General features: G+C 39.8%; 30 protein-coding genes and 2 tRNA genes. 28 read left to right on the top strand and 4 right to left on the bottom strand.

Annotation, left to right across the window (positions count from 1 at the left end; translation table 11 throughout):
* Positions 1-81: 81 nt before the first annotated feature.
* The 7 genes from RIC88_RS12010 to RIC88_RS11980 all read left to right on the top strand — a co-directional run bounded on the left by RIC88_RS12010 (position 82) and on the right by RIC88_RS11980 (position 3,637).
* Positions 82-615, top strand: coding sequence for a single-stranded DNA-binding protein (locus tag RIC88_RS12010; protein ID WP_350217775.1), 534 nt, complete (start codon positions 82-84; stop codon positions 613-615).
* Positions 616-699: 84 nt separating this feature from the next.
* Positions 700-1,170: a JAB domain-containing protein gene (locus RIC88_RS12005; RefSeq protein ID WP_350217774.1), complete on the top strand. Its 471-nt coding sequence runs from the start codon at positions 700-702 to the stop codon at positions 1,168-1,170.
* Positions 1,142-2,083 carry a toprim domain-containing protein gene (locus RIC88_RS12000; protein WP_350217773.1) on the top strand — a complete coding sequence of 314 codons (942 nt, stop codon included), beginning with the start codon at positions 1,142-1,144 and terminating at the stop codon, positions 2,081-2,083. The genes RIC88_RS12005 and RIC88_RS12000 overlap by 29 nt, the downstream gene beginning before the upstream one ends.
* 156 nt (positions 2,084-2,239) lie before the next feature.
* Entirely contained in the window at positions 2,240-2,500 is a 261-nt protein-coding gene (locus RIC88_RS11995) for a hypothetical protein (protein ID WP_350217772.1), read from the top strand.
* A gap of 64 nt (positions 2,501-2,564) precedes the next feature.
* Positions 2,565-2,942 carry a hypothetical protein gene (locus RIC88_RS11990; protein WP_350217771.1) on the top strand — a complete coding sequence of 126 codons (378 nt, stop codon included), beginning with the start codon at positions 2,565-2,567 and terminating at the stop codon, positions 2,940-2,942.
* Positions 2,943-3,096: 154 nt separating this feature from the next.
* Positions 3,097-3,351 carry a hypothetical protein gene (locus RIC88_RS11985; protein WP_350217770.1) on the top strand — a complete coding sequence of 85 codons (255 nt, stop codon included), beginning with the start codon at positions 3,097-3,099 and terminating at the stop codon, positions 3,349-3,351.
* A gap of 37 nt (positions 3,352-3,388) precedes the next feature.
* A complete protein-coding gene (locus tag RIC88_RS11980; protein WP_350217769.1) occupies positions 3,389-3,637 on the top strand; it encodes a helix-turn-helix transcriptional regulator in 249 nt (82 codons plus the stop codon).
* Between the two features lie 80 nt (positions 3,638-3,717).
* Here RIC88_RS11980 and RIC88_RS11975 read toward each other — a convergent pair whose 3' ends face one another.
* Positions 3,718-5,016 (bottom strand): tyrosine-type recombinase/integrase, encoded by a 1,299-nt coding sequence (locus RIC88_RS11975; RefSeq protein ID WP_350217768.1) that lies wholly within the window; start codon positions 5,014-5,016, stop codon positions 3,718-3,720.
* Between the two features lie 199 nt (positions 5,017-5,215).
* Here RIC88_RS11975 and RIC88_RS11970 point away from each other — a divergent pair.
* A tRNA-Lys gene (locus tag RIC88_RS11970) sits at positions 5,216-5,291 on the top strand.
* A 330-nt stretch (positions 5,292-5,621) separates the two neighbouring features.
* Here the strand turns inward: RIC88_RS11970 and RIC88_RS11965 are convergent.
* Positions 5,622-7,160, bottom strand: a complete 1,539-nt coding sequence (locus tag RIC88_RS11965) for an aldehyde dehydrogenase family protein (protein WP_350217767.1) — start codon at positions 7,158-7,160, stop codon at positions 5,622-5,624.
* A gap of 159 nt (positions 7,161-7,319) precedes the next feature.
* On the opposite strand from RIC88_RS11965, the gene RIC88_RS11960 reads away from it, so the two are divergent.
* The 18 genes from RIC88_RS11960 (at position 7,320) to RIC88_RS11875 (ending at position 22,935) form a co-directional block, all read left to right on the top strand.
* Positions 7,320-7,946 carry a TetR/AcrR family transcriptional regulator gene (locus tag RIC88_RS11960; protein ID WP_350217766.1) on the top strand — a complete coding sequence of 209 codons (627 nt, stop codon included), beginning with the start codon at positions 7,320-7,322 and terminating at the stop codon, positions 7,944-7,946.
* Positions 7,943-8,296, top strand: a complete 354-nt coding sequence (locus tag RIC88_RS11955; RefSeq protein ID WP_350217765.1) for a hypothetical protein — start codon at positions 7,943-7,945, stop codon at positions 8,294-8,296. The genes RIC88_RS11960 and RIC88_RS11955 overlap by 4 nt, the downstream gene beginning before the upstream one ends.
* Before the next feature lie 7 nt (positions 8,297-8,303).
* A complete protein-coding gene (locus RIC88_RS11950; protein WP_350217764.1) occupies positions 8,304-8,846 on the top strand; it encodes a TetR/AcrR family transcriptional regulator in 543 nt (180 codons plus the stop codon).
* A 206-nt stretch (positions 8,847-9,052) separates the two neighbouring features.
* Positions 9,053-10,012, top strand: a complete 960-nt coding sequence (locus RIC88_RS11945) for an NADH-quinone oxidoreductase subunit B family protein (RefSeq protein WP_350217763.1) — start codon at positions 9,053-9,055, stop codon at positions 10,010-10,012.
* A gap of 7 nt (positions 10,013-10,019) precedes the next feature.
* Positions 10,020-11,609 carry a nickel-dependent hydrogenase large subunit gene (locus RIC88_RS11940; protein WP_350217762.1) on the top strand — a complete coding sequence of 530 codons (1,590 nt, stop codon included), beginning with the start codon at positions 10,020-10,022 and terminating at the stop codon, positions 11,607-11,609.
* Between the two features lie 57 nt (positions 11,610-11,666).
* The gene (locus tag RIC88_RS11935; RefSeq protein WP_350217761.1) at positions 11,667-12,146 is read left to right on the top strand and encodes a hydrogenase maturation protease; all 480 of its coding nucleotides are present in this window, start codon (positions 11,667-11,669) and stop codon (positions 12,144-12,146) included.
* Positions 12,139-12,474, top strand: a complete 336-nt coding sequence (locus RIC88_RS11930) for a hypothetical protein (protein ID WP_350217760.1) — start codon at positions 12,139-12,141, stop codon at positions 12,472-12,474. The genes RIC88_RS11935 and RIC88_RS11930 overlap by 8 nt, the downstream gene beginning before the upstream one ends.
* On the top strand, positions 12,471-13,952 hold the full coding sequence (locus tag RIC88_RS11925; protein ID WP_350217759.1) for a hypothetical protein: 1,482 nt from the start codon (positions 12,471-12,473) through the stop codon (positions 13,950-13,952). Before RIC88_RS11930 ends, RIC88_RS11925 begins: the two co-directional genes overlap by 4 nt.
* 1 nt (position 13,953) lies before the next feature.
* Positions 13,954-14,298, top strand: coding sequence for a hydrogenase maturation nickel metallochaperone HypA/HybF (locus RIC88_RS11920; RefSeq protein ID WP_350217758.1), 345 nt, complete (start codon positions 13,954-13,956; stop codon positions 14,296-14,298).
* A 128-nt stretch (positions 14,299-14,426) separates the two neighbouring features.
* Entirely contained in the window at positions 14,427-15,143 is a 717-nt protein-coding gene (gene hypB / locus RIC88_RS11915) for a hydrogenase nickel incorporation protein HypB (protein WP_350217757.1), read from the top strand.
* A 3-nt stretch (positions 15,144-15,146) separates the two neighbouring features.
* Positions 15,147-17,426 (top strand): carbamoyltransferase HypF, encoded by a 2,280-nt coding sequence (gene hypF / locus RIC88_RS11910; protein WP_350217756.1) that lies wholly within the window; start codon positions 15,147-15,149, stop codon positions 17,424-17,426.
* Entirely contained in the window at positions 17,417-17,692 is a 276-nt protein-coding gene (locus RIC88_RS11905; RefSeq protein ID WP_350217755.1) for a HypC/HybG/HupF family hydrogenase formation chaperone, read from the top strand. Before hypF ends, RIC88_RS11905 begins: the two co-directional genes overlap by 10 nt.
* A gap of 2 nt (positions 17,693-17,694) precedes the next feature.
* A complete protein-coding gene (gene hypD, locus RIC88_RS11900; RefSeq protein WP_350217754.1) occupies positions 17,695-18,798 on the top strand; it encodes a hydrogenase formation protein HypD in 1,104 nt (367 codons plus the stop codon).
* Positions 18,799-18,823: 25 nt separating this feature from the next.
* Complete coding sequence (gene hypE / locus RIC88_RS11895) at positions 18,824-19,843, top strand: hydrogenase expression/formation protein HypE (RefSeq protein WP_350217753.1); 1,020 nt, start codon at positions 18,824-18,826, stop codon at positions 19,841-19,843.
* A complete protein-coding gene (locus RIC88_RS11890; protein ID WP_350217752.1) occupies positions 19,837-20,937 on the top strand; it encodes an NHL repeat-containing protein in 1,101 nt (366 codons plus the stop codon). Before hypE ends, RIC88_RS11890 begins: the two co-directional genes overlap by 7 nt.
* Positions 20,934-21,548 carry an urease accessory protein gene (locus tag RIC88_RS11885; protein WP_350217751.1) on the top strand — a complete coding sequence of 205 codons (615 nt, stop codon included), beginning with the start codon at positions 20,934-20,936 and terminating at the stop codon, positions 21,546-21,548. The genes RIC88_RS11890 and RIC88_RS11885 overlap by 4 nt, the downstream gene beginning before the upstream one ends.
* Positions 21,545-22,102: a bifunctional nuclease family protein gene (locus tag RIC88_RS11880; RefSeq protein WP_288368743.1), complete on the top strand. Its 558-nt coding sequence runs from the start codon at positions 21,545-21,547 to the stop codon at positions 22,100-22,102. The genes RIC88_RS11885 and RIC88_RS11880 overlap by 4 nt, the downstream gene beginning before the upstream one ends.
* The gene (locus tag RIC88_RS11875; RefSeq protein ID WP_350217750.1) at positions 22,102-22,935 is read left to right on the top strand and encodes a hypothetical protein; all 834 of its coding nucleotides are present in this window, start codon (positions 22,102-22,104) and stop codon (positions 22,933-22,935) included. Before RIC88_RS11880 ends, RIC88_RS11875 begins: the two co-directional genes overlap by 1 nt.
* 442 nt (positions 22,936-23,377) lie before the next feature.
* Here the strand turns inward: RIC88_RS11875 and RIC88_RS11870 are convergent.
* A tRNA-Met gene (locus RIC88_RS11870) sits at positions 23,378-23,450 on the bottom strand.
* A gap of 58 nt (positions 23,451-23,508) precedes the next feature.
* Complete coding sequence (locus tag RIC88_RS11865; RefSeq protein ID WP_350217749.1) at positions 23,509-23,949, bottom strand: YybH family protein; 441 nt, start codon at positions 23,947-23,949, stop codon at positions 23,509-23,511.
* 14 nt (positions 23,950-23,963) lie between these two features.
* On the opposite strand from RIC88_RS11865, the gene era reads away from it, so the two are divergent.
* Complete coding sequence (gene era / locus RIC88_RS11860; protein WP_350217748.1) at positions 23,964-24,848, top strand: GTPase Era; 885 nt, start codon at positions 23,964-23,966, stop codon at positions 24,846-24,848.
* 15 nt (positions 24,849-24,863) lie between these two features.
* Positions 24,864-26,669, top strand: coding sequence for a S41 family peptidase (locus RIC88_RS11855; protein WP_350217747.1), 1,806 nt, complete (start codon positions 24,864-24,866; stop codon positions 26,667-26,669).
* Positions 26,670-26,694: the final 25 nt, after the last annotated feature.

The following is a 26,694-nucleotide window of genomic DNA, read 5'->3' as shown; positions in this document are numbered from 1 at the left end:
ACTTTCTAAAAAATACCTCCACACTACTAACGAATTTTCATGACGCTCTAAGCCAAGAGTCGAGCACTCTATTGGTGCGTCATGAAATACCTCCTCAAGAATTGCTTGAGTGAGATCAACAACCCTTACCGCATGAAAGGAAAATCTATGCAAACCAAACCAAACCCACAGTCCGATGACGCAAATGATTCTCAATCGCAATTATTTGCTGATACCAATATTACAATGAAATCTGGTCGACTTACTAGAGACCCTGAAATTGTAGGAGACGGTAAATATGTCAAAGTCAGAATTGCCAGTAACAAACAGTATGAAGTTGATGGTGAGATTAAGACAAATACCAATTACTTCAATGTTATGGTTTCCAGTAACCTTAACGAAGCCTTTGAACTAACCAAGAGTTTTAAGAAAGGTGATTGGGCATATTTCAAAGGTGAAGACAGCACCAAGCCTTTCGATACACCGGAAGGCTATAAGCAAACAGCCTCGACAATCTTCGCTTATCACGCCGTTTTGAAAAAGGAAAAGACTCCAGAACAGTCTAATACTCCCAAATCCGAAACTAAAAACAAGTCAACTAAATCCACTAAACCAGCAGTCGTAGAACCCGCCTAAGTTCTTTGTCACCGCCAAACCTAGGGAAAGTCCTTGTCCCTGAGGGCTTTCCCACTTTTTTAACACCATTTTGAAAGACCACCAATGAACGAACTACTCACAAAATTTGAAGAAGTACGCCTAGTTTATCGTAACAAGATGAAGGTGAAAGATCGCCCAAAAGTCCAGTGTGCAAATGATGCATTCAACATCCTATATAACTCCTGGGATAAGGATCAAATTGACAACATAGAAGAGAGTAAACTCTTATTACTCGATCGCCAAATGAGGGTAATGTCCTTAGTGTCCCTTTCATTCGGGGGGATGACCGAAGCCATTATTGATCCCCGTGTTGTATTTGCGACGGCATTAAAGAGAAGAGCCAACGGCATCATCTTAGCTCATAACCATCCGTCTGGTAACCTTGAGCCAAGCCAAGCAGATATCAGCTTAACTGAGAGATTTAAGTCTCTGGGTGAGATGATGAGAATTTCTCTTCTTGACCATTTAATCGTCACATTTGATGGATTTCGCTCAATTGTTTCAAATGAGAGCGGGGGGATTCATCATGGGTAACAAAGTTGATTTTTCTAAAATAAAGGAAGAGGTTCACCTTCCTCAATATGCTTATACACTAGGCTATGAGCTCGACAAAAAAAAGAGCACAGGCACCTCTTGGGTCATGTCTCAAAAGGGCAAGGATAAGATTGTGATATCAAGGCCAGGAGATGTCTGGATTTATTTCTCTGTTTATGATGATAGCGACAACGGAACAATTATCGACTTCATAAAAAATCGGACTGACAAGTCTTTATATGAAATTGGAAAAGAGCTGGAAAGATGGGTTGGCATACCCTCACTTATACCAAAGAGATTTAGTTCGATTACTAAAAGGGGAATCCATGACCCTAATCGAATCCAAAGGTTATTCAAGGCATGTATGCCATTGGGAAGCCACCCCTATCTCCGCAAAAGGGGAATTAAGGATGTAGACCTTCAATCTGAACGTTTTAAAGGGCGAGTATTTCGTGATCGGTTCGGAAATGTTGTCTTTCCACACTTGAAAAAAGGTGAAGCATGTGGCCTTGAACTCATTGATGAAAACACCCACCTTTTCATTAAGGGAAGTGTGAAGACGCTTTGGCGATCAAACAGATTTTTAAGCGATGACACATTGGCGATTGCAGAAACTCCTATCGACGCCATGAGTTACCAGATCATGCATCATGAGCTGAACTCAGCCTTTTATGCTGCAACGTGCGGTGGATTCTCATTAAAGCAAGCAGAAATAATACAGCGACTTGTCACTGAGCTTTCGTGGATTCAAAGAGTCTTACTGATCGTTGATAACGATGAAGGTGGAGATCGTTTAGCTAAACGATTGAAGCAGGTAATCAGTGCCACATCTTTCACAGGCACGGTTGAACGACACAGTCCGCTCAAACGAGGATCGGATTGGAACGACGTTCTGACCCAATATGGAATATAGACCTTCACTTATAAGCACCAAGTGAGCTCTTCAAAGGTTGCATCATGAGATGCAAAGAACCCGAAAACTCGAATTTGTCTTTTGAAGATGAGTACGATTTGAAGGTTCAGTCTAGGGCATAGCCCCATCGGTCAACTTAAATAGAAAGGAAATAGCATGACTGAGAATAGTGAAAACACAAACCCGGAAAACAGACCCACACATCGTCTGATACAAGAAAAAGCATTCTTTAAGATAGACGCAAATGGAAGGCAGACCCGGGACAAGGAAACCATTGAGATTACTCGCGGCTGGCTTCAAAAAGCCAAAGAGAGCGACATTCATTACATCTCATGGGCCAATACCGCAATTCCTGTGTTACCAGATATTGATGGAAAAACGACTTTAAGAACGTTTGAAATCAATTATCAAGACTAAGGTTTTATGTAGGAAAACTTGGGACAGGGGCTTCTAGCCCTTGTCTCCTTTTTAGGAGTAACACATGAGTTATGATTCTGGCCACCCTTGGTATTATGCCTTAGGAGGAGATGTACTATCAATCAAACAGATATGGAAGTTGGTTCACGCTTCTGGTTATAAAGGGTACAGGAGAGATGAAATTGGTAAGCTTTACGGCAATGATCCGAAACTTAAAGCCTTAAAAGAAGAAGTCATTTCATCCTTAAACAAAAACATCAGCGGATATAGAAAACTAGCTTTCTCCTTACATAGATATCGACTAGAAGAGGGTCTGATTAAACAAGAGCCTTGTTGTGATGTCCACACCAATATAAGCTTGAAGCACAATCACATCTACAATGACCTGGCACACCTTACATATATTGACAAACAATTGTCAGGTCAGCTCGAATTGTTTTGATCTTAGTTATAGCTGCAAAGTAATCTAAGGTTAAAGTAACTCTACTTAAATGCACAGACATTACGTCTAAGAGGATCGACCTCTAAGAAATGGTTTTACTTCAATGACTTAGGCAGCTATCATCTTAGCTTGTTTTTTAGGAGGAAAAGCAACGATGAAGGACTTTAATGTTCTCTCAGGTACCAACCCTATTGCAACACAATCAATCTCTCGGAACTACGATATTGAATCTGCATTTCAACAGCTTCAGTCATGGGGCTGGAATGAGATGTATCCAAGCCGAAGGCTTACAAAAACAATGGTTGAAAAGTGGGCCAAGGGGCACAAACACGGATGGCGGTTACATAAAGCCATGCGGAAAATGATCATATCAGAACAGAACCTAATGAAGATTTTAAAAGGATACTGACTAAAACCCAACCAAACGTGAACAAGGAGACGTACAAATGCCAAACGACAATACCATCATTCCACTTCTATCCGAAGCCGATCACTCAAGAGTCGTAGCTACATTGATGATTGAGCTCAATGGGTTTTTGGATGAAAAGACCGTTGAACAATTAACGGGACTATCAAGGACTGAAAGGTACCGCATGAGAATTGAAGGAACCTTTCCGGAAATGAAGACCATAAAAGGGAAGATCAAGGGCTGGAGGGTAAGCGACATTCAAACCTGGTTGGATAATCGGGCTTAAGGTAAGCTGAAATGAAATCGCGGAAAACTAAATTGAAACTTCAGTCATTTGATTAACTATTGGCAATCGAGACAGATGGTTTATCTCTGAAGTATGTTGGCCTTCTTGACTAACTCACGCATCTCATCAAGGCTGGGAACTTGATCAGCGTTTTTGTATCTCAGGATATTGTCTAACGCAAATTCCAAAACATTAGCTGCTAGTCTCTTTTCGTAATCATAACCGTATTGGTCATAAATACTGGTTACCGAATTATCGGTATGATTGAGCATTAGTGCGGCCCAATTCGGAGGACAACCCAAAGAAGTAATGATGGTGGCTGCAGTTCGCCTTAGGTCATGAGGTGTAAAATGACTCATATTTAATATATCTCTTTGTTTGTTAATACTCTGAGCAAGTGTATCCTTACCCATTTCCTCACCAGTTTCCGTCAAAAACGGTTTGTCGAATCCTGGTCTAATTAGCTTCATTGCTTCAAGAACATTAACTCCATATTTATTGAGTGGAACACGCCACTCCCTCTTGTTCTTTGGCTCTGGAATAGTCCATATTGCATCTTTAGGATTGTACTGAGCGAATGTCATGGTTCGAACATCTACACCACGCTGCATTGTGACCAAAATGAATTTCAACGCAAGCTGAATAGGAAATTGTATAGGTGTTTGGGGAAGGGTGTACCACAATTGATGAATTTCTGTGAAAGTTAAAGCTCTGGTTCTCCTTCCAGTTCTTGAAGGTTTTTCAAGTGCCGATATGGGGTTCAGTTTAAGGTATCTTGGCATCAGAACCTTACACATCCTGTGCATGTAAGCATATAAGTGATTAGCTTGTTGCGGAGCCCCACGTTCGAGCACATTCATTATCACATCTTCAAAATCCTCTGACTCCATATCTTGGAGAAAGGTTGACCCAAATTGCGGCTCTAAATCCTTTCTTATTGCACGGATTTCATCTTTGGTTCTTACTTTTCCTTTAGCTAGACAATGTTGTTCGTAAATATCTATTCCCTCACTTACAGTTATCCTTCGAGATTTGGCTTTTTTGTATTTCAAAACTGGATTTACTCCGAGTTCGACACTATCAAGAGCTTCATCATACTTCTTTCTCGCTTCTCTTAAACTGATGCTGGGATAGCGACCTATGGTTAGTCTAAATTTTCGGTTCGCAAGCCTGTAAACAAAAACAAAACTTTTTGCCCCCTTTGGTGTCACTCTTAATCCGAAACCAGGATGATCATTGAACCAATAATCAACTCGTTTGGCTTTAGGCTTGATCGCCTTTATGCTAAGCTCATTACAAGCAATATTATTCAGGGTACCACTTTTTTGTTTTGGGGTACCATTTGGGGTACCAAAAATGGTATTATCGTCTGAAACCATGTGAAACCTCTTGAAACGCGAATAGTCAATGATATCAATGATTATAGACCGTTTTTTGTGTTTCGTCAAGTTCCATAATATTCCATTATTAGCCTCTTTTAATCAGTCGAGCTAAAAGATCACAAAAAGAGTTTTTTTGAGAAAAATGTATGTTTTTCATCAAGGAAATTTTCAAAATAAGTTGGCGCAAACGCGCAGTGATCGCTTAGCTCAGCTGGTAGAGCAATTGACTTTTAATCAATAGGTCCAGGGTTCGAATCCCTGAGCGATCACCACTTATTTTTTCAAAATATGCTCTGGGGTACCATTTTGGGTACCTACCAAATGTTACAATATGTAACATTCTGAAACCTTAGAATGCCAAGTTGCTTCAAAATTTTGTGTTGCGGGAGTAAACGAAAAGGACTGACGCGTGGTTAAATTTCATTTGCGACAAGATCATCATACCCACCCACTGAGCGCTTTCTATTTTGCTTACATCAGATTCATTCTTTTCCTTGCATCCAACCAGATTACTTGTTTACTAGCATAGACTGATAATCCCCAAACAGAATGGCTTAAAATCACACAAGGTCAGAAAAAAGATTTTTGTGTAGAATTAAAATTTATTCAGGCATCAAAGAATAATCCGGAAAATTACCAACCAATTTTTCGTTTTTATCTCCAGTAGTAACAGCCAGGACAAGATATTTTCCACCGACGAAGCACCCTTTCCAAGATTCGCCGATTCCTCCAAAGGTCTCCTCATTATCTCCTCTAGATTTCATCTTATTAATCCCTACTTTGAAGCCTCTAAGCTGAGCTCCAATTTCCTTTGCTTCTTGTTCATCATCACAAGCAATACTAGATACAAGAGCTCCATTGGAAACATTCATTTCGCTTACCAGCTCTTCCTTAGAGTCTACCAAAACGATACTATCAAGTGGCCCGAATGGCTCGTTGTGATAAAGTGTCGAATTCTTGGGAATATTCAATAGCGCTGTTGGGGCATAATAAGCAGAAAGGTCTTGATTGGGCAAAAAGTCGTATGGGTTTATTTTACCTTGATATAGCGCAACCGCACCTTTCCCCATGGCATCAGTTAACATTACATTCAAATCACTCACTTTTCTTGAGTTGATCAATGGTCCAAAATCAAGGTCCGGGGCTTTACTCTCACCTTGATCTACCAATAATGGGTGACCTACTTTGAGAGATTTCAAAATGGGTAAGTACATTTCCAAAAACTGAGGAAATAAAGATCGTTCGATCACGTACCGCACATAAGCAGTACATCGTTGCTTCCCATATTTGAAGCCTGATTTCAATTGCTTTCCTAAACCTTCAAAGTAACTAAAGTTCCACACGCCATACGTGTTCACCCCTTCCATCTCTAGCATGTATCGTTTATTTCGGTCATACAAAGAGGCTGCTATGATCCTTCCGTTACTTTTTCCTCCTACATAAGACAGGCAATCTACCTGATCATTTTTCACCAATGCCTCACTTAAGACGGCTCCAGACCCACTTACCAACGACATGGGTAGTCCGTGCCGGTGACCTATTGCAAAACAAACTGTCAATGCGAAGAGGCCACCATCAGAAGGTGTCTTAGCAATCACTGTATTCCCACATAGCAATTGAACAAGACACGCATGCACTAATACAGACAAAGGATAATTCCAGGAAGCAATGTTTGACACCACACCTACTGGCTGACGATCACCCAACATTTCTTCAATATTATCCAGATACCAACGAACCCCTGAAATACATCTGTTAACACCGTCTAAGGCTTGATCATAAGGTTTACCAATCTCCCAGACCAAAAGGAACGCAATAAATTCCTTAGCCTTATCCATATCATCAAGAACACTTAAAACTTTATCCTTACGCTTGGCCAAAGGTTCCTTACGCCACTTACTTTTTGATTGAGAACATGCCGCCACTGCCTTTTTACAAGCCTCAGATGTGATCATGGGATAATTACCCAACAACGTGCCATCTACAGCAGAGTGAAAAGGCTTTCTATTGCCAGGCTCTTGCCATTTGTTCTCGATCAGGTTGAGAATATTGCCTTCTTCATCAAATGATTCAGGATACTCTTTGGTCAATCTGTCCATGAGTACGGACCATTCAGCTTGAGGTAGGATGATTTTTTTCATAATTAGGAATTCTGATTTTTCAATTTAGAAAAAATATTCTAATTATTAGAAATTATTTTCTAATTGGGATTTGAGTATTCAACCCGTATTTTATCCGAAAGGAGGAACGTAGTTTTTTTACCTGATTTTCGATAAATTAGAAAATAGTTTCTAGAAAAAGTGAAAGAGACAAAAATCAATATTATCAACGCTGCTACTTCTCTCTTTAATAAAAAGGGTTTTGCAAGTGTTCGTTTGCAACATATTGCAGATGAAGCTAATGTTAGTATTGGAAATCTTGCATATCACTACGCAACTAAGAATGACATTCTCAATAAAATTTATGAAGACCTGGTCAAAAGACAGGCAGAATCCTTAAATGAATTAAACCTGGTACCACTTTTTGAAAATTTAGATAGGCATTGGGATCATGTGTTTGAAATGCAAGAAGAATATGCCTTCTTTTATCAGGACACATTGGAAGTTCTCAGATTTAGTGAGTCTATTAAAGAAAAGTATCGCAAACATATTTTTTGGGAAAAAGACCAATTTGTTAAGTTGATCCAGTTTAATGTTTCAAGAGGTGCCTTAGATCCAATGGAGTCAGTTGGAGATATCCAGCAAAAAGCTGAGCAACTTTGGTTAATAGAAAATTCATGGTTACCCAGGGCTTTAATATCTGGCCTAGAGTTTTCAAATTCCACAATCTTCAAATCGTATATGTGGCAGGCTTTACTTCCTCATCTTTCACTCATTGGAAGGCAGGAGTTCAATCAACTTATTAAGTTCAAATCCATACCGCTATGAAAGTTTATGTTGATAGAAGATGTTACGAAAAGCTTATGGACTTCATGAATATACAGTCATTTTCGGATCAAAGAGGAGAGTTCACGGATTTGGATTTATTCTACAGTGATGAATGGCTTTTGGATAGCGCAGTAGTTGACAATGTGATTGAAAGGAATGGTAACTGGGACGTTTATTTGGTTTTTGCACATGTGTTAGATCCAATGAAACTCATCAAAAAGAAAATAACCAGATGTACTACAATAAAGAAGGCCGAACTTGCAGCCAATTATATGCGAAGGCTTGCAGCTAAGGATCAGCGAGGGACATTGAAGATCGATAGCACAACCTTTAAGAGCTGTGAAAACTAGTATCGTTATGACTCAAACAAAAGAAAGAATAATTACATCAGCGATAAACCTTTTCAACGAGCATGGATTCGTTAATGTTAGATTACAAAACATCGCAGATGATCTGAAAATAAGTGTTGGAAACCTAGCCTATCACTTCAAAAACAAGGAAGCAATTGTTTCTAAGGCCTATGAGCAAATTGGTCAGGAACTAGCCACAATTCTCAGTTCTTACAGAGCTTCACCTGATCTGCGTGATTTAGACTATCAACTTGGCATGTACTATCAATTTATTAAGAAGTTTCCCTTCTATTTTATTGATATACTTGAAGTAAAGAGAAATCACCCCCACTTACACGATGAGCGCAAAGATTTTATTTGTAAGATGCGTATTCAATTTGAGAAAAGGTTGGAGTACAATAAATCCCGGGGAATAATAAAGGAAAGCATGAATGATCAGCATATCTCTCAGGTAGCGGATAATATGTGTACCATTATTACATTTTGGTATACCTGTCAGGCTATAAAGAGTGAAAAAGAGAAAGCTGGCAATTTCAAAAATTCAGTTTAGATTCAGCTTTATCCATTTCTGACTAAGAAAGGAGTCGGTGAATACAATCAACTAGTAGCCTCAAACAACATTACTGAAGATTAGAAATTTTTTTCTAGAAATTTTTTTCTAATTCATACTTTATACTTAATTTGATGGGTAGATTTTATTGAAATTTCAATAAATGTCGAATCAATTAAACAATGTTCAACCTAACAAAATAAAACATGGCAAACGTACTCTGGCTCCAAGGGGGAGCATGTAGTGGTAACACAATGTCCTTTTTGGATGCTGAGGAGCCTACAGTTGTTGAGTTAGTCACTGATTTCGGAATTAACATTCTTTGGCATCCTTCCATCGGATTAGAAATTGGTGAGCAAGTAACCGAACTTCTCAAGGATATCCTTGATGGTAAAATTCAGTTAGATATTTTCGTCTTCGAAGGAAGTATCATTCAAGGCCCCAACGGAACGGGGACAATGAATTACTTCGCTGAACGTCCAATGATGGAGTGGGTAAAAGAGCTTTCAGCCGTTACTCAGTTTACTGTTGCAATTGGTGACTGTGCTACTTGGGGAGGAATCCCTGCAGTTCCTCCGAATCCGAGTGAATCAACTGGGATGCAATTCCTTAAGAAGACAAAAGGCGGTATTCTGGGAGCTGATTACGTATCTAAAGGCGGTCTTCCAGTTATTAATATCCCAGGGTGTCCTGCTCACCCAGATTGGGTGACTCAAATTCTTGTGGCGATATCAACAGGTAGAATTGGTGATGTTTTGGTTGATGATTATCACAGACCAAAAACGTTCTTTACTGATTTCGTACAAACTGGTTGCCCTAATGTTCGAAACTTCGAACAAAAGGTCGATGGCGGTTTTGGGAAAAGAGGTGGATGCCTGTTTTATGAAGTAGGGTGTAGAGGACCAATGACACGGGCTAGTTGTAACAATATTCTTTGGAATCGCCAGTCCAGTAAGACAAGAGCAAATCATCCATGTTTGGGTTGTACCGAGCCAGGATTCCCACATAATGACCTTAAAAAAGGAAGCGTGCTTAAAACCATGAAGTATATGGGGGTTTTTCCTAAAGAAGTTCCAACAGGAAGCAGCAAAGTTGGATATTACCTAAAAGCTGGAATCGAAAAAGTAACGCCAACTAATAAGGCAGTAACAGAAACTTCTAAATAATCGAAAAATGTCAACGAAAGAATTAAATATATCTCCAGTAGGTCGTGTAGAAGGCGATCTGGACGTAAAAGTTTTTATGGAAGGTGGTGTTGTGACGAGAGCACACACCCAAGCTGCAATGTTTCGTGGTTTCGAACGAATCATGGCCGGAAAAGATCCACAATCGGGCCTAATAGTAACACCACGAATATGTGGTATCTGTGGTGGATCGCATCTTTACTGTGCTTCTTCTGCTTTAGATACCGCATGGGGCACAAAGCTTTCTCCTAATGCGCTTCTTTTAAGAGCAATTGGTCAAGCAACGGAAACCATTCAAAGTATTCCAAGATGGTTTTACGCAATTTTTGCTACCGACATGGCAAATAAGAAGTTTGCCAGCAAACCTCTATATCAAGAGGTTGTAAAAAGATTTGCAGCATACACAGGTACATCATTTCAATCTGGGGTGACTGCCAGTGGTAGACCAGTGGAAGTATACGCACTTTTCGGTGGACAATGGCCACACTCAAGTTACATGGTTCCTGGAGGAGTGATGTGTGCACCTACTTTAAAAGATGTAACCAGGGCTCATGCTATTATGAATCAGTTTAGAAATGATTGGTTGGAAACTACATGGCTAGGGTGCTCGATTGAGAGATACTTGCAAATCAAATCATGGGATGACTTGATGGCTTGGGTAGAGGAAAATGAATCACAGCGCAATAGCGATTTAGGCTTATTCATCAGAGCTTCCCTGGAATTTGGCTTAGACAAATTTGGTCAAGGTGTTGGTAAGTACATTGCCTATGGTACTTATTTACACAAGGACAGATACAATACTCCAACCATTGACGGACGAAATCAGGCATTGATTAGTTCCAGCGGATTCTTTGACGGTAAAAACTATCATGATTTTGATCACAAACAGATTTTTGAGCATGTGGATCATTCATGGTTTGAACATCAAGATCCTGCACATCCTTGGGATGAGCCGCTTCCTACTCCTGTTGTTTCCCAAAATTTGGAAAATTCGGACTTTAATGGAAAGTATAGCTGGTCTAAAGCTCCAAGATACATGGGACAGGCGGCTGAAGCCGGACCACTTTCCCGTGTAATTATGAATGCAAACCCAAACAATTTGGATCATCAAATTCAAGATCCTTTGTTTGGAGACATTATGGACAAAATAGGTCCGAGTGTTTTCACTAGAACATTAGCTAGAGTGCATGAAGCACCAAGGTTGTACAATTACATTGATGAGTGGTTAAGTCAAATCAATCTAGATGATGAATTCTATATCAAACCAGAAGAAAAAGATGGTAAAGGATTTGGTGCTACCGAAGCTGCCAGGGGTGCATTAGCACACTGGGTGGAAATAGAAGGCGGTGTTATCAAAAATTACCAGGTAGTTGCACCAACAACTTGGAATGTTGGACCTAATGATGCTGAAGGTAAATCAGGTCCTATTGAGGCAGCACTTGAGGGAACTGAAATCGAAGATCCACATGATCCGGTAGAAGTTGGAATGGTGGCTAGATCCTTTGATTCTTGTTTGGTTTGTACAGTTCATGCTCATGACCAAAAGTCTGGAAAAGAGCTTGCAAAGTTTAAGTTGTAACAATTAAAGATTATACTAGAACCCGTAAAATTCATTTACGGGTTTTTTTTTGATTTTATGAGCAAAACTGCAATTATGGGGTTTGGGAATCCTGTCAGAAGTGATGACGGGATTGGTTGCTATGTGATCCAGGAGTTGAAAGATTCCTTAGGGAATAACGATGAAGTAACAATCCTGGATATGGGAACTTCTGCATTTGAGGTGTTATATCAGCTCAAGGGCCATGATAGGATATTAATTGTAGATGCAGTGATAAATACCGGTGAGCCTTCTGGAACACTCTATAAGGTGCCGGCCAAGGAAGTCATGAAGGCTCCTCAAGAAGACCCTATGGTATTTCTTCATAGTTTGAAATGGGATCAGGCACTCTCCTACGCAAAGAGGATCCTGGCTGATGCATATCCAGAAGATATTCAGGTCTACCTCATTGCTGTGGATAATACAAGGTTAGAAATTGAACTTTCAGAAAAAGTGAAAGAGGCTGGCGATAAAGTAGTCCAATTAATGCTAGACGACTTAACTGCTACAAATGAATAATGAAATCAGCTTAAGGTCGTCACACTTGATCATTCCTGCAGTATTAGCAAATCAAGTTTTGAGTAATAGCACTAGTGCGTATGTTGCCTACAAAAAGGAGCTGAATTCGATCTTGGTATCGCCCAAAGAAAACGATTGGTTTCCAAAGCTCCATGGATCATTGGAGTTTATTGTTAAAAGCAAAGATTTGAAGGGCACCAAAAGCATAGCAATTAGGGAGATATTAATTGATAATGAAATTGATGATAATGACAAGACTCTGAATTACGATATCAATGTCAGAAAGAATTTTCTAAAAATTGAATTACCCAATTTCAAAAAGGTATGATCACAATCTATACGGAAGAAAAAAAAGAGGAGATACAAAGTACACTCAGTACTATTGAAGGCTTGACCGAGTCAGTTCAAATAAAATCTTTAAAGGAGATTGATGAAAATGGACTGTATTTGATTATTGATTCTGATTTTATCAAAGTACCTCTCCCATGGGAAGGAATGGAGCCCCCTATAGTGTTTGACTCAATCCCTTTCGATACGGATGACTTACTAGCAGTTGTGTTATCTAAGCTTGGATATGAAGAAGAAGCCTTGGGCTTTTGCAGATCTGAATCACTGAGTGAAACATTGAAATACAGGTTTCAACTTAGAAATTTTAAACAATCAGTTCTTGATCCCACCTCCAATGAAGAAGATTATTATTCTCTTCATAATCATGCGATATTGTTACACTATGTAGGTCATCTACATAATGGTGTTCCTGCTGAAAAATTGTTTGAGCAAGCGATTGTTGTTGCTCCTTCGGATGAGCACGCAGCTTTTTCAGCGAGGCATCTTTCAGTGCTTCTTTTAGACAGGGGCCAAAATCAGGAGGCGGAACTCCTTCTAAGAAAATATTATGAAAATGCTTTAAGTGAGAAAGCCAAAAGATACCTTGAGCTCGACTTGATCAATGTACTGCTATCAGATCAATTATTTTCACTTAAAGAAAGTGATTTGACAGAACTGAAAAATATGATTTGGAGTTCGATCAAATACTTCGAAGAAGAAAAGATTCAATGGGCTACAGCCAGTCTATATTCTAGTGCATCTGAGGTAACCAACGTTGAAAAAAGTTATACTGAGTCTCTTGGCTATATATCAAAGGCTATCTCCATCTATGAAGATGAAGATCTTCCTGAATTTCTAGCTTCGGCTTACTTGAGAAAGGGAACGCTTCTATATACCTGGGCTCAGGATGCAAACCCACAGTTCTATCAGTCAGCAATTGACACTTATCAGGAGGCATTGAAGACATTCACAAGAGAAGAGTTTCCTCCTGTATTCGCTGAAATCCACCATAACCTAGCTGTAATCTATGCTGAAATGCCCGTAGAGGACAAAAAGAAAACCATGTGGTCGGCATTTTCAGCCACATCATTCAAAGAATGTCTCGATTTCTATCAGAAAGAAACTTATCCTTATGAATACGCGATGGTTGCTAATAATTATGCCAACGCCCTACTCAAATACCCTCCAGCCAAGACAGGAGACAACTCAGAAAAAGCAGTTTACTATTACCTTGAAGCATTAGAAATTAGAGATGCACAACAATTCCCAACTGAACGAGCTCACACCATTTTGAATTATTTGGAGGCTTGCTGGAGAGTTCATAACATTAATAAAACAATGGAAAGAGCCAGATATAAGGATATGCTGGCAAAGGCGCGAGAAATAAAGGCATTGACAAAAGATCAGGAATTGCTTGCCCAAGCACAAGAACATCTTGATCAACTATCAGGACTAGGCTTAGCCATAATGAAAGACTAATATGCACGAGATTTCACTTGTTCGAAACATTTTCAGAACCCTTGAAGCTGAATTTGAAAAAGATGAGCTTGAAAAGCTAAGTCAGATTGATCTCAAGGTAGGTTTATTATCGAATGTAGAACCTATCCTCATGCAAAATGCATTCGAAGCGGTCACACAAGACGAACAAAGATTCCAGAAAGCTGAGCTGCAAGTGAACGTCGTACCCATCATCATTAAGTGTGAGCTCTGTGGAGATGAAAGTGAAGTCAAAAACTATTCTTTCAAATGCAGTAACGGACACCCAACTAAAAATATCATACAAGGTGAGGAATTGACAATTGAACGTGTTCATTTCCATGAATAGGATTTTAGAAATAATTTTCTAAACTCTAGAAAGACTTTTCTAATCAATTTGCGAATTGTATCTTCGATAGCTACATATAGCGACTAGTTCACTAGATGTAGTTAATAAGTGTTTTTATAAAATTGATTATGGCAGCAGAAAAATCCAACAAAGCAGCGAGAGGTACCGTGCAATGTGACAACAGTTCGTTCAACCTATTAAAGGCAAATGATTTCGTAGCAGATACTATTCGAAAATTCGTTGCAGAAAAACAAATCCTCCTTGTTAACATCACTTCCTCCGCAGGTAGCGGGAAAACAACTCTTATGCAGGAAACTGCCAGGAGGTTATCTTCAAAAATCAAAATGAAGGTACTGGTTGGTGATCTGGAAACAGAGCGCGATGCAGATCGTATCAAGCAAGCTGGCGTAGAAGCACTCCAAATCGTAACAGGAGGTATCTGCCATCTGGAAGCACAAATGGTGTGGCAAGCAATGGAACAAATAGACCTGGAAGGGGTAGAATTATTGTTTGTTGAAAATGTGGGTAATCTGGTATGTCCTTCATCATTTGACTTGGGTGAAGATTTTAGAGTAACGCTGCTGGCTTCAACAGAAGGTGATGACAAACCTAAAAAGTATCCAAAGATGTTCTACACTAGCGATTTAATGTTGGTCTCCAAGGCTGATCTTCTTCCTTACATCCCCTTTTCAGTAGAAGCAGCTATTCAGGATGCAAGAGATGTGAATCCCGACATTGAGGCTTTGCAAATATCAAGTACTTCTGGAGAAGGTATTGATGAGTGGTGCTCCTGGTTAGAAGAAAAAGTGAAGTTGAAGAAAGAAAGTGAGAGCATGCCTGTCTAAAGTTTGAATACGTATCATATACATATCAAAGGAAGAGTACAAGGGGTCGGTTTTCGACCTTTTGTTTATAAAATGGCTCTTGAGTTACAACTTAGGGGATGGGTTTGCAATACAACCGATGGAGTGCATATCAGATATTCCGCAGAAGAAGGGCTAGCAAATCAATTTTATCAAAAATGTATTTACCATAAGCCTCAACTTGCTGTCATTACGGATTCATCTATTGAAAAGGTTGAGTTTGAAACGTTTGATAGCTTTCAGATCATTGAAAGTCAAGATAGCAGGCTTGAATTAAGCCTCACTCCAGATTTTAGTATTTGCAAAGATTGTAGATCTGAACTTTCAGACTCAACTAATAGGAGACATAGATATCCATTTATCACCTGCACACATTGTGGTCCAAGATATTCTATACTAACAGGTTTACCCTACGACCGACCATACACATCTATGGAGTCATTTGAGATGTGTGAATCATGCTCAAAGGAATATACTGATCCATTTGAAAGAAGGTACTTTTCTCAAACCAACTCATGTCAAACCTGCGGGATTCAGCTAGCGTTAATTGATCCAACACAAGGAAAAATCAATCTCAAACAAGAGGAAGTTTTTAGCCATATAAACGAAGCACTTGAGGATGATAAAATTATAGCAGTAAAAGGAATCGGTGGTTTCTTATTGCTCTGCAATGCCAATTCTGATCATGCAGTTAAAACTTTAAGGGAGAGAAAAAAACGACCTTCCAAACCTTTCGCTGTACTATTTCAAAATACAGCATCTATTGAAAGTCAATTCCAAATTGGAGAAATAGAAAAAGAACTGTTGGAGGGGGCTATCTCACCTATCGTCCTACTCACCAAAAAAGAGGCTTTCTCTCCGCTTTCAAAGCATATTGCCCCTGGTTTAGAGAGCATTGGTGCCATGATTCCGTACGCTCCTTTACTTGAGCTGATTTCCTCAAACTTTAAGGGTCCTATGGTTGCTACCAGCGCCAACCTCAGCGGGGCTCCAATCGTTCATGGTGAAGAGTTAGAAGGCCTCTTTCAGCTCGCTGATTTCATAGTTGATCACAACAGAGTAATTACATTTCCGCAGGATGATTCAGTCGTTCAATTTAGTCCTTCTCACAAACGGCCAATCATCCTAAGACGCTCAAGGGGAATGGCACCCAGTGTCTTTAATGCAATCGAGAATACGGACATAGATCGATTAGCGCTAGGAGCTGAAATGAAGGGTGCTTTCGGCTTCTCTGTCAATTCAAACACCTATATTTCTCAATACCTTGGAAATCTTGGTCAGTATGAAAATCAGGTTCAATTTGAACGTATTCTTTGGGATTTCAAAAACCTGATTCAGCCGAATCTGGAAGAGATCATTGTCGACATGCATCCCGGCTACTTTACACATCAACTTGGAAAGGAGTTGGCTTCAAAAGAGAACTTGTCGCTGACTGAAGTGCAGCATCATGAGGCTCATTTTATGAGTATTTTGACCGAAAGAAATTTGTTGGATGAACGTGTGCTAGGAGTTGTATGGGATGGAACTGGATTTGGTTCAGACGGCAACATTTGGGGCGGAGAATTTTTTGAATATGAATCACGAACTATTCAAAGAATTGCACACCTGGATTACTTCACTCATTTAGCCAATGATCGAATGTCGATTGATAACAGACTTTGTGCGTTAGCCCTCGCAGGAAATCATAGAGAAAAACTGGAACACTATTTCAAGGCTGCCGAGTGGGACTTCTATTCGAAATCAATTGAAGAAAAACAGATTCTGACTAGCAGTATGGGACGTGTATTTGATGCAGTAGCCTTTATATCTGGATTAGCCGTTGAAAACACTTATGAAGGACAGTCAGCTATGCTACTAGAGCAAGGAGCTAGAAAGGCCTCCTTTGATGTAGACCAATTTGATCCTTACCAATTTACTATTTCAGGAACTAAAGTTTCCTTAGAGGAAGCTTTTGATGAGATGTTTCTGGACAAAGTAAAGAGGCCCGAAATTATTGGTTCTCGCTTCCATTTAACGCTCATAGAAATTGTGAGATCTATTGCGGTAGAAGGAAACTATCATAATGTAGCTTTTAGTGGCGGAGTGTTTCAAAATGGATTTCTAGTCGATCTACTAATCGATAGGCTCGGCAAAGAATTCCAGTTGCACTTCCATGAAGAACTTTCTCCTAACGATGAAAATATTGCGTATGGGCAGCTCGCATACGCTAATTGTATAAAAAAAACTAAAAAACATAACCTAAAAGAGTTAGAAACATGTGTTTAGCAATACCAGGAAAAATAAAGACCATTGAATCACAAATGGATGGCATGTTGCGGATGGCAAAAGTTCAATTTGGGGGCATTACTAAAGAAGCTAGTTTGGAAATGGTACCTCAAGCCAAAGAAGGAGACTATGTCCTTGTCCATGTGGGAGTAGCTATAAGTGTCGTAAATGAAGAGGAAGCCAAAAAAACGTTTGAGTTTCTAAAGGAAGCTGGAGAGCTTGATGAGTTGGAACCCGCTTCTATCGACCAACTAAAAGATAAATAATCATGAAATATCTGAGCGAATATAGAGATCCGGAGCTGGTCACGCAGTACCTAGACGAAATCAAAAAAACCGTTACGCAACCCTGGACAATCATGGAAGTTTGCGGAGGTCAAACACACAGCTTAGTAAAGTATGGCATACTGGATTTGTTACCCAAAGAGATTACCATGGTTCATGGTCCTGGTTGCCCTGTTTGTGTCACACCACTTAATTTGATTGATAAAGCAGTTTATCTAGCTGAGGAGAAGGATGTAATCCTGTGCTCATTCGGGGACATGTTGAGAGTACCAGGTTCAGAAAAAAATTTGTTAGAAGCAAAGGCGAATGGTGCTGATATTCGAATCCTCTATTCGCCGTTGGAAGCAGTAAAAATTGCTAAGGAAAACCCTGAAAGAGAAGTTGTCTTCTTTGCCGTAGGCTTTGAGACCACTGCTCCTGCCAATGCCCTATCGGTATTGCATGGCAAAAGGGCAGAATTGACTAATTACTCTATTCTTGCCTCCCACGTACTTGTTCCACCAGCCATATCTGCACTCATGAGTGATCCGGATAGTGTGGTGCAAGGGTTTCTTGCTGCCGGACATGTATGCACCATCATGGGACTTGAGGAATATTATCCATTGGTCGAGCAGTACAATATTCCGATTGTAGTAACAGGGTTTGAACCTGTGGATTTACTTCAAGGTATTTTAATGACAGTTAAGCAGCTCGAAGGAGGGATTGCAAAGCTGGAGAATCAATATACCAGAATGGTGAGCGAAGAAGGTAATCCCAATGCCAAGCAAGCCATCTTTGAAGTTTTTGATGTGACCAATCGCATGTGGAGAGGCATGGATGTCATTCCTTCTAGCGGCTATCAGGTAAAGAAAGAACTTGAGCAGTATGATGCCAACGTAAAATTTGAAGTATCTATTGAAGAGGCTCCCGAACATGCTGAATGCATCGCCGGCGATATCATGAAAGGACTCAAAAAACCATTTGACTGCACACAATTCGGAAAGAAGTGTAAACCATCCAACCCGCTCGGCGCCCCTATGGTCTCCTCTGAAGGGGCATGTGCCGCTTATTACAATTATTCAGGAGAAACAGAATTAGCAGAAGCCTGATATGAAAATGGAATTGAGTTGTCCTATGCCAAAACTTGACTTTGATCTAATCACTTTAGGTCACGGCAGTGGTGGGATATTGACTCATAAGTTGCTTGATGCGGGCGTTTTTGATCTTTTAAAAAATGATAAGCTTTCAGAGCAACATGATGGAGCTATTTTAGAATTATCAGGTGAATCTGCTTTCACTACAGATAGTTTTGTTATCAACCCGATCTTCTTTCCTGGAGGGAACATCGGCGAGTTGGCTGTGTACGGCACAGTCAATGATCTTGCTATGTGCGGTGCGATTCCAAAATATCTTTCCTTAAGCTTTATACTAGAAGAAGGGCTAGCTATGGAGGAATTTTGGAAGATACTGGTCTCAATCAAAGGTGCTGCAGAAAGTGCAGGTGTTCAAATTGTTACTGGAGATACGAAGGTGGTTGATAAAGGGAAAGGAGATAAAATTTTCATCAATACCACTGGTATTGGATCTGTTCATTCAAAGTCAAATATCTCGGTAAACAACATTAAAGCAGGAGATAGTATAATAGTAAGTGATCAACTCGCTCGACATGGCATTGCCATCATGTCTGTCCGCTCAGGTCTGGAGTTTGAAACAGACATTGAAAGCGATACCAAAAACCTAAGCAAAGTGGTTCAATCCAGTATTGAAAAATTTGGTTCTGACATTCATGTCTTGAGAGATGCCACGAGAGGTGGCGTTGCTACCGTGCTTAAAGAAATGGCTGAAAAGCGTAACCTTGGAATGGACTTGGAATACAAACAAATACCAGTCAACGAAAGTGTCCAGGGTGCTTGCGAAATGCTTGGACTTGATCCAATGTATGTGGCCAATGAAGGAGTTTTCGTAAGTATTGTTTCGAATGAAATTGCTCAGGAATATGTAGACTTCTTAAAAAGAGACGAAGCAACATCAAGTGCTTCAATTATAGGAACTGTCACTGATAAACACCCCAAGCAAGTAATCATGACAAGTGCAATTGGTGGAAAGCGTGCACTTACCATGCTGCCAGGAGAACAATTACCCAGAATATGCTAAACCTCGATGAAATAACGACCGATTTCCTTTTGGAAAGTACGCTCTTTTATGGCGATGAAGGTAATCCTTTGCTAGCTCCAAGAGGTGTGTGGATGGAGAAAGGGAAATTGTTTGTTTCTGACACAGGACAGAATAGGGTTTTCATCTGGAATCAACTTCCTTCAGAAAAGTATCAAAAGCCAGATATTACATTAGGTCAACTTGAGGCAAAAGACACCAAAAGAAACAGTGGAAGTGAGGTATCTGCCAGTACATTACACTACCCCTCAGGTATTTGGTCAGATGGTGAGCGCGTGATTATTGCAGATGCTTGGAATCATCGTGTTTTGATTTGGAACAAATTCCCAGATCACAACGGACAGCCGGCAGATATTGTCTTAGGGCAACCAGACTTTGATTGCAATCAACCCAATGTCAGTGGTGTGGGTAATGATCCAACAGCAAGAAGTCTTAATTGGCCTTATGGTGTATATTCAGATGGCCGGAGTTTATGGATTGCTGATACAGGTAACAGAAGGGTACTTTATTACAAGGTAATCCCGAACACTAATTATCAAAAAGCTGATGGAGTGATAGGGAAAGAAAATTTCACTGAAAGAGACTATGAAAATTCCGATCCTATTTGGCCTTATTCTGTTAGGATAAGTCAAAGTGGAAAAATGGCTATCACTGACACACAGTACTATCGAGTGCTACTTTGGAATGATTGGAGAAAGGGATTGACAGATAAGGCGGACGTTATTGTGGGGCAAGAAGACTTTGAAGGGAACGGTCAGAATCAATATCGACTTCAACCTGCAGCTTTCACACTCAACTGGTGCTATGATTCTTTTTTCCATGAAGAAGACCTTTATGTTGCAGATACAGGCAATAGCCGAATCTTACGATTTGCTCCCTTTCCCCAAAAAAGTAATACCCCTGCCCATAGTCTAATTGGTCATGATGATTTTGGGACTGGAAGTGAAAATGCAAAAACCATGATGGGAACGGCCAATGCTTTGTATTGGCCTTTTTCCATTTGTATTGAAGATAACCTATTAGCGATTGCTGATACAGGCAATCATCGAGTACTATTAAAATCAATTAATCTATGACTTTACCTACCCTTTTGTTTGCTGCTGTTGTTGGATTCAACCATGCTTTTGAGGCCGATCATGTGCTCGCTGTGGGTAACATTGCAAATAGACGGAACACTTTTCTAGAAGCAATACGCGATGGACTTTTTTGGGGTTTGGGCCATACCTCTACAATCCTACTAGTAGGATGTATAATCATTGTCGGTAAACTCACGCTAAACATAGGTTCTTTTGAATATTTAGAGGTTGTCGTAGGAGTAACATTAGTCGCTCTTGGGATATTTCGTATTGGAAAATTGAGAAAAGCCAATCAAAAGATTGCTAAACCTACACCGGCAGATAGTAAGCTTGCGTACTCAATCGGCTTAATTCATGGTTTGGCAGGTAGTGGAGCGGTGGTTCTAATCGCCATGTCGGAGATCGAATCATCTTCACTTAGTATTGTTTACATACTCCTTTTTGGGGCTGGTTCTATCTTAGGGATGATAATAGTCGCAATGCTCTTTAAAATACCCATAGGATCTAGAAGTGGTGTAAGCATTAAAATTCAGAACAGTTTTATAATGCTGTCAGGTATCCTCTGTATTGGTTATGGCCTATTTATGATCTATAGCTTTTCTGGCCTATGAAAAAAGTAGAGCTCAACCTAGTTGCACTTACTAATAGTGAGTCACATCCTGGTCAATTTGCTTTAGTACTTGAGGATGTCAAAATGAAGCGAAGAATTCCTATTACGATTGGTGCGGTTGAAGCCCAAGCCATAGCAATGGTTGTAGAAAAAATGAAGCCATTGAGACCACAAACACATGACCTTTTTTATAACTCTATGAAAGCTCTTGGAGTGAAAATAGAGGAGGTGGTCATTAATGAAATAGTAGAAGAGCGATATCACTCCAAAGTGATCTTTAGTAAAGGTCAGGAAAAGATTGCAGTTGATTCCAGAACTTCTGATGCAATTGCGCTAGCGGTACGTTTTGAATGTCCAATTTACACATTTGACTTTATCCTTGAGAATACTGGCTTTTCGGTTGATACGGAAGGACTCCCCGTTGATAAAAGGGGATCCTTTATCAATTTTCCTTTAAACGAATTAGAAGAACTTCTAGAAAAAGTACTGAAAAAAGAGGATTACGAGAGTGCTACCAGAATTAGGGATGCCATTCAAAAGAAAAAAATTCAATAATGAATCTGATTGTAAGAATATACGATTCACTAGGACACGTCTGGAGTAATCATCGGACAGACCGTTTTATTAGTTTAGGCTTGATCTTAGGTTTTTTAGTTGGGCTAGCGATCGTAGCAATTTCAAGAAATTTTGAAATTGCATTCCTTCCTCCTAAAACCAACTACTTTCTTGCAATTGATATTGCATTTCAAATTCTACTTATTATTGAGATTTTGGGGTTGATTTTTGTCCTTTCAAGATCAGTTGCTGATTCGGTAGGAAAGCAATTTGAGATTCTATCAGTGATCTTATTAAGATCAGCATTCAAGGAATTTGGCAATTTCAATCAACCTGTAGAATGGTCATCCATCTTATATGATCCACTTTTCCACATGCTAAGTGACGCATTTGGTGCATTGGTAATATTCCTTATCATAGGTTTTTATTACAAAAAACAGAGGCATGAAAAGATTACAAAAACAGATGAAGAACAACAAGAATTTATATCATTCAAGAAGATTTTAGCATTTATACTCTTGCTAATCTTTATCTATCTTGGTTCAAATGATTTAGTGAATTTTGCTCAAACGGGTAAATATGTTGATTCATTCAGTACATTCTATACGGTACTCATTTTTACCGATATCTTAATTCTATTGTTTTCATTAAGATACAGCAGCAAATACTACAATTTATTTAGGTACTCTTCATTTGCTTTTGCTACAATTCTGATAAGAGTTTCACTAACAGCTCCACCTTATATTAATATTATGTTGGGAATTACAGCAGGCCTTTTTGTGTTAGGTCTTACTCTTATTTATAATTACTTTTTGAGGCATTCCTCAAATTAGATTGTCTCTCCGTTTCAGATTTTCCCAAAATTGCATTACAATCTAAATACTTTTTGAGTAAAAAAAATCCTCTTTTACATTTTGGTACTATGAAGGCATTTAGATTCAAGAATGAAATTTAAATTCCACTTGTAGTCATTATCTAGCAACAAGAAATTTACACAAAATCCGTTTTATGCCGTATTAGTCGTTGGGATAAGCGTATAGTTCGCTTTCTTCCAATTATAAAGCAAGTCAGTGGTCTCCTTGCTCATGTTTTTACTGCAAGCTGAACCAGTATCATATTGTTACACTGCGCTGAAATTATTGAATTTCTGTAGTGACTATAAATGAGGCCCTTTTGTCAGAGAATGTTAGGAGTAAAAAATGAATTGTTTTGGCTATGTTTTACCCATAGCAAAAAAAAGGCAGTCACTTTTTCGTAACTGCCTGATTTTCAATGTAGCGGGAACAGGACTCGAACCTGTGACCTTCGGGTTATGAGCCCGACGAGCTACCAACTGCTCCACCCCGCGATATGACTGCAAAATTACGTCGCTAATATTTTCTTACCAAATAGAATTCAAAATATACTTAGTCATTTTTAATCCTGTTCCAAATATCCAGGTAGATCTTCCATTCACCTTCTACCTTCTTCCAAATAATCACATACTTTCCACGCCAATCAGATGATTGATCTCCATTTGAAGAGGTGCCATCATAATATCCATAGTCATAAGCTTCATTCCCCAATAACTTAATTTCAATCGGTGTTATCTTATGATAGGTTGTTTTCCAGTCTCTTTCTCCCGATGGATTCCAATAATTTGAAAGCTCCTCTCCCTCCAAAATATCAGTGTCTGAAGGAAAAATTTTCGCATCCGAAGTGTACATGTCCACAACCTTGTCCCGTTCCCCGGCCATCAGATATTTGGAGAATTGTGTTATTTGAGATTTTATAGCCTCCACTTCTTTATCCTGCCCATTTATGCCTGTAAATAGTGCCAGCATTAGTATGGTTAGTGTTATCCGCATAGTTTTGTCATTTCATGGAAGAAACGAAAGAGTTCAAGTCAGGGTTTGTCAATATCATTGGTCGTCCTAATGTGGGCAAATCCACTTTACTGAATGCCCTGATGAATGAGAAGATTGCCATCACCAGCAGTAAAGCACAGACTACCCGCCACCGGATGTTCGGAATCTTAAATCATGAAAACTATCAAATCGTATTTTCCGATACCCCGGGAGCAATAGATCCGGCGTACAAGCTGCAGGAGAAAATGATGGGATATGTGCGCACCGCACTGGACGATGCAGACATCATCCTGTTTATGGTAGCTCTTGAGGATAAAAATGAATACCCGGAATTGATCGAGATGGCTCAAAGAGCCGAAGCTCCTGTCATCTTTCTAATGAATAAAACAGATACAGGCAAAGGTTCTCAGGCATATGATAAGGCCAACTACTGGAAGGAGCTTTATCCGGATATGGAGATGATGAACATATCTGCACTGGAGCAGCAAGGCACACAAGAATTGATGGATCGGATATTGGAATTACTACCTGTTCATCCCGCATTTTTTCCAAAAGATGAAATCACAGACAAAAGTGAGCGCTTCATCTGCGCCGAGATCATCCGGGAGAAAATCTTCATGAACTATCAGCAGGAGATTCCTTACAGCTCTGAGGTGGTGGTTACATCCTTCAAGGAGGAAGAAAAGATCATTCACATCGATGCAGAAATCTTTGTAGAACGGGATAGCCAGAAAGGCATCATCATTGGCAAGAAAGCAGAATCCATCAAAAAAGTGGGCATGGAAGCGAGAATAGATATGGAAGCTTTTTTTGACAAAAAAATCCATCTACAAACTTTTGTAAAAGTGGAAAAAGACTGGCGAAAAGATGATAGAAAATTGACTAGGTTTGGTTACTAATAAACCTAACTAGCCATGCGTCAGTTTTTCCTTTTTGCAATCGTTCTTAGCTTTCTGTTCTCTCCCGTTTTAGCCAACCCACACAATACAGATCCTGATCAAAGTCTTTCAAAGGTTGACAGGATTTACTACACCTGCAAAATCTGGGGGTTTCTGAAATACTATCATCCATTAGTGAGCAAAGGTTCTTTTGATTGGGATGATAAAATAGCTAGCGTATTGAAGAACACAGCGAATATTCAAACCTATCCTGAGTTTTCCGAATTTATGTCCCGATGGATCTACTACATGGGACAGGTACCACCTTGCACCACCTGCAGACAATCCGGGTCCGGGGAAGCATTTTTAAAAAACTTTGACTTATCGTGGACTCAGGATAGTCGCTTTTCCGATGAGCTTAAAAAATCGCTGAAAAACATTGAGCTCAATCGGTTCCAGGGCAATCACTACTATGCAGGTCAGGGAGACCTTCAGCTGTTTGAACCAAGAAATGAACAACCACATGATGACCTGAACCTGATTGATGAGTATGAGCGATTGATTCCACTCTTTCGGTACTGGAACTATATCGAATACTTTTATCCGTACAAATACCAAACAGATCAGGACTGGGATGAAGTTTTGAAAGAGATGATTCCAAAATTTCTGGCAGCAGAAAAGAAGCTGGATTTTCATCTTGCCATTCTGGAGCTGATCGTCAAAGTGGATGATACCCATGCTGGCTTAAGTACTCCGGTTCTAGATGAAATGCCCTACAGCAATTACTTACCAGCCAGATTCGATTACATTGAAAATCAGGCGGTAATCACAGAAATTATCGATCCGGAAAGAGCGAAATTAAATGACCTACAAATAGGAGATGCCATAAAAACGGTCAACGGTCAATCAGTAAGCGATCTTCACAAGGCCAACAAAAAATACATCTGGGGCTCGAATGATGCAGTGAAAAACAGAAGTATCTACCACACGCTGTTTATGGGTTTGAAAGAATCTCCAAGAGTGACCATCGAAAGAAATGGAGCTACCCGAACGGAAAATCTATTGTTGTATAAATATTCGGATATCTCCTACACCAAGTCTCCTCCAAAACCAAAATGGGAATCCATTGGTGACTCCATCGGCTATGTGAATTTGGATGCATTACTGGTGCGGGACGTAGATCAGATGATGGGTGAGTTTATGGATAAAACGGTCATCATTCTTGATGTGAGAAATGAGCCGAAAGGTACCTACCGGGCCATTTCAAAGTATTTAAATACATCTGACACCACTTTTGCCATCTATACCAAACCTGACTTTAGCTATCCGGGCAAGTTTGTGTGGCAGGGAAAAAACAAATGTGGCGAAAAGAACGAGGATTACTACAAGGGAAAGGTGATCTTGTTAGTCAATGAAAAAACGCAGGATCATGCGGAGTTCACCTGCATGTGTTTACAAACCGCACCAAATGTGACGGTTATCGGAAGTCAAACAGCCGGCACAGATGGTAAAGCGATTAATTTCCCGATCTACTCCAGGTTTTATACTTCGATGACCGGCATGGGAGTTTTTTATGCCAATAAGGAGCCTACTCAACGGGTAGGCATTGCGCAGGACGTCTATGTAACTCCTACAATCGCTGGAATTCGAGCAGGTAGAGATGAAATACTAGAGACGGCCATAGAGGTAGCCAAAGAGGAAATAGCGCGAGTGCTTGCTGAAGCCGCGCGATTAGAAGCTGCAAGGCTGGATTCCATTAGGCAAGATTCTATAAGGAGATATATGCGGATGGATTCAATCCAAATGGACACCTTACAAATCAACAAAGACGGAAAACAATAGCAAACTCGTTGACAGAGTTTCTTAT

The organism is Ekhidna sp., assembly GCF_040220215.1.
GTDB lineage: Bacteria > Bacteroidota > Bacteroidia > Cytophagales > Cyclobacteriaceae > Ekhidna.
This window is presented reverse-complemented; position numbering and strand designations above follow the sequence as displayed.

What these genes read in the sequence shown, in the direction of transcription:
- RIC88_RS12010 (WP_350217775.1), top strand. Translation starts at nt 82, where the DNA reads ATGAAATACCTCCTCAAGAATTGCTTGAGTGAGATCAACAACCCTTAC.
- RIC88_RS12005 (WP_350217774.1), top strand. Translation starts at nt 700, where the DNA reads ATGAACGAACTACTCACAAAATTTGAAGAAGTACGCCTAGTTTATCGT.
- RIC88_RS12000 (WP_350217773.1), top strand. Translation starts at nt 1,142, where the DNA reads ATGAGAGCGGGGGGATTCATCATGGGTAACAAAGTTGATTTTTCTAAA.
- RIC88_RS11995 (WP_350217772.1), top strand. Translation starts at nt 2,240, where the DNA reads ATGACTGAGAATAGTGAAAACACAAACCCGGAAAACAGACCCACACAT.
- RIC88_RS11990 (WP_350217771.1), top strand. Translation starts at nt 2,565, where the DNA reads ATGAGTTATGATTCTGGCCACCCTTGGTATTATGCCTTAGGAGGAGAT.
- RIC88_RS11985 (WP_350217770.1), top strand. Translation starts at nt 3,097, where the DNA reads ATGAAGGACTTTAATGTTCTCTCAGGTACCAACCCTATTGCAACACAA.
- RIC88_RS11980 (WP_350217769.1), top strand. Translation starts at nt 3,389, where the DNA reads ATGCCAAACGACAATACCATCATTCCACTTCTATCCGAAGCCGATCAC.
- RIC88_RS11975 (WP_350217768.1), bottom strand. Translation starts at nt 5,016, where the DNA reads ATGGTTTCAGACGATAATACCATTTTTGGTACCCCAAATGGTACCCCA.
- RIC88_RS11965 (WP_350217767.1), bottom strand. Translation starts at nt 7,160, where the DNA reads ATGAAAAAAATCATCCTACCTCAAGCTGAATGGTCCGTACTCATGGAC.
- RIC88_RS11955 (WP_350217765.1), top strand. Translation starts at nt 7,943, where the DNA reads ATGAAAGTTTATGTTGATAGAAGATGTTACGAAAAGCTTATGGACTTC.
- RIC88_RS11950 (WP_350217764.1), top strand. Translation starts at nt 8,304, where the DNA reads ATGACTCAAACAAAAGAAAGAATAATTACATCAGCGATAAACCTTTTC.
- RIC88_RS11945 (WP_350217763.1), top strand. Translation starts at nt 9,053, where the DNA reads ATGGCAAACGTACTCTGGCTCCAAGGGGGAGCATGTAGTGGTAACACA.
- RIC88_RS11940 (WP_350217762.1), top strand. Translation starts at nt 10,020, where the DNA reads ATGTCAACGAAAGAATTAAATATATCTCCAGTAGGTCGTGTAGAAGGC.
- RIC88_RS11935 (WP_350217761.1), top strand. Translation starts at nt 11,667, where the DNA reads ATGAGCAAAACTGCAATTATGGGGTTTGGGAATCCTGTCAGAAGTGAT.
- RIC88_RS11930 (WP_350217760.1), top strand. Translation starts at nt 12,139, where the DNA reads ATGAATAATGAAATCAGCTTAAGGTCGTCACACTTGATCATTCCTGCA.
- RIC88_RS11925 (WP_350217759.1), top strand. Translation starts at nt 12,471, where the DNA reads ATGATCACAATCTATACGGAAGAAAAAAAAGAGGAGATACAAAGTACA.
- RIC88_RS11920 (WP_350217758.1), top strand. Translation starts at nt 13,954, where the DNA reads ATGCACGAGATTTCACTTGTTCGAAACATTTTCAGAACCCTTGAAGCT.
- hypB (WP_350217757.1), top strand. Translation starts at nt 14,427, where the DNA reads ATGGCAGCAGAAAAATCCAACAAAGCAGCGAGAGGTACCGTGCAATGT.
- RIC88_RS11905 (WP_350217755.1), top strand. Translation starts at nt 17,417, where the DNA reads ATGTGTTTAGCAATACCAGGAAAAATAAAGACCATTGAATCACAAATG.
- hypD (WP_350217754.1), top strand. Translation starts at nt 17,695, where the DNA reads ATGAAATATCTGAGCGAATATAGAGATCCGGAGCTGGTCACGCAGTAC.
- hypE (WP_350217753.1), top strand. Translation starts at nt 18,824, where the DNA reads ATGCCAAAACTTGACTTTGATCTAATCACTTTAGGTCACGGCAGTGGT.
- RIC88_RS11890 (WP_350217752.1), top strand. Translation starts at nt 19,837, where the DNA reads ATGCTAAACCTCGATGAAATAACGACCGATTTCCTTTTGGAAAGTACG.
- RIC88_RS11885 (WP_350217751.1), top strand. Translation starts at nt 20,934, where the DNA reads ATGACTTTACCTACCCTTTTGTTTGCTGCTGTTGTTGGATTCAACCAT.
- RIC88_RS11880 (WP_288368743.1), top strand. Translation starts at nt 21,545, where the DNA reads ATGAAAAAAGTAGAGCTCAACCTAGTTGCACTTACTAATAGTGAGTCA.
- RIC88_RS11875 (WP_350217750.1), top strand. Translation starts at nt 22,102, where the DNA reads ATGAATCTGATTGTAAGAATATACGATTCACTAGGACACGTCTGGAGT.
- RIC88_RS11865 (WP_350217749.1), bottom strand. Translation starts at nt 23,949, where the DNA reads ATGCGGATAACACTAACCATACTAATGCTGGCACTATTTACAGGCATA.
- era (WP_350217748.1), top strand. Translation starts at nt 23,964, where the DNA reads ATGGAAGAAACGAAAGAGTTCAAGTCAGGGTTTGTCAATATCATTGGT.
- RIC88_RS11855 (WP_350217747.1), top strand. Translation starts at nt 24,864, where the DNA reads ATGCGTCAGTTTTTCCTTTTTGCAATCGTTCTTAGCTTTCTGTTCTCT.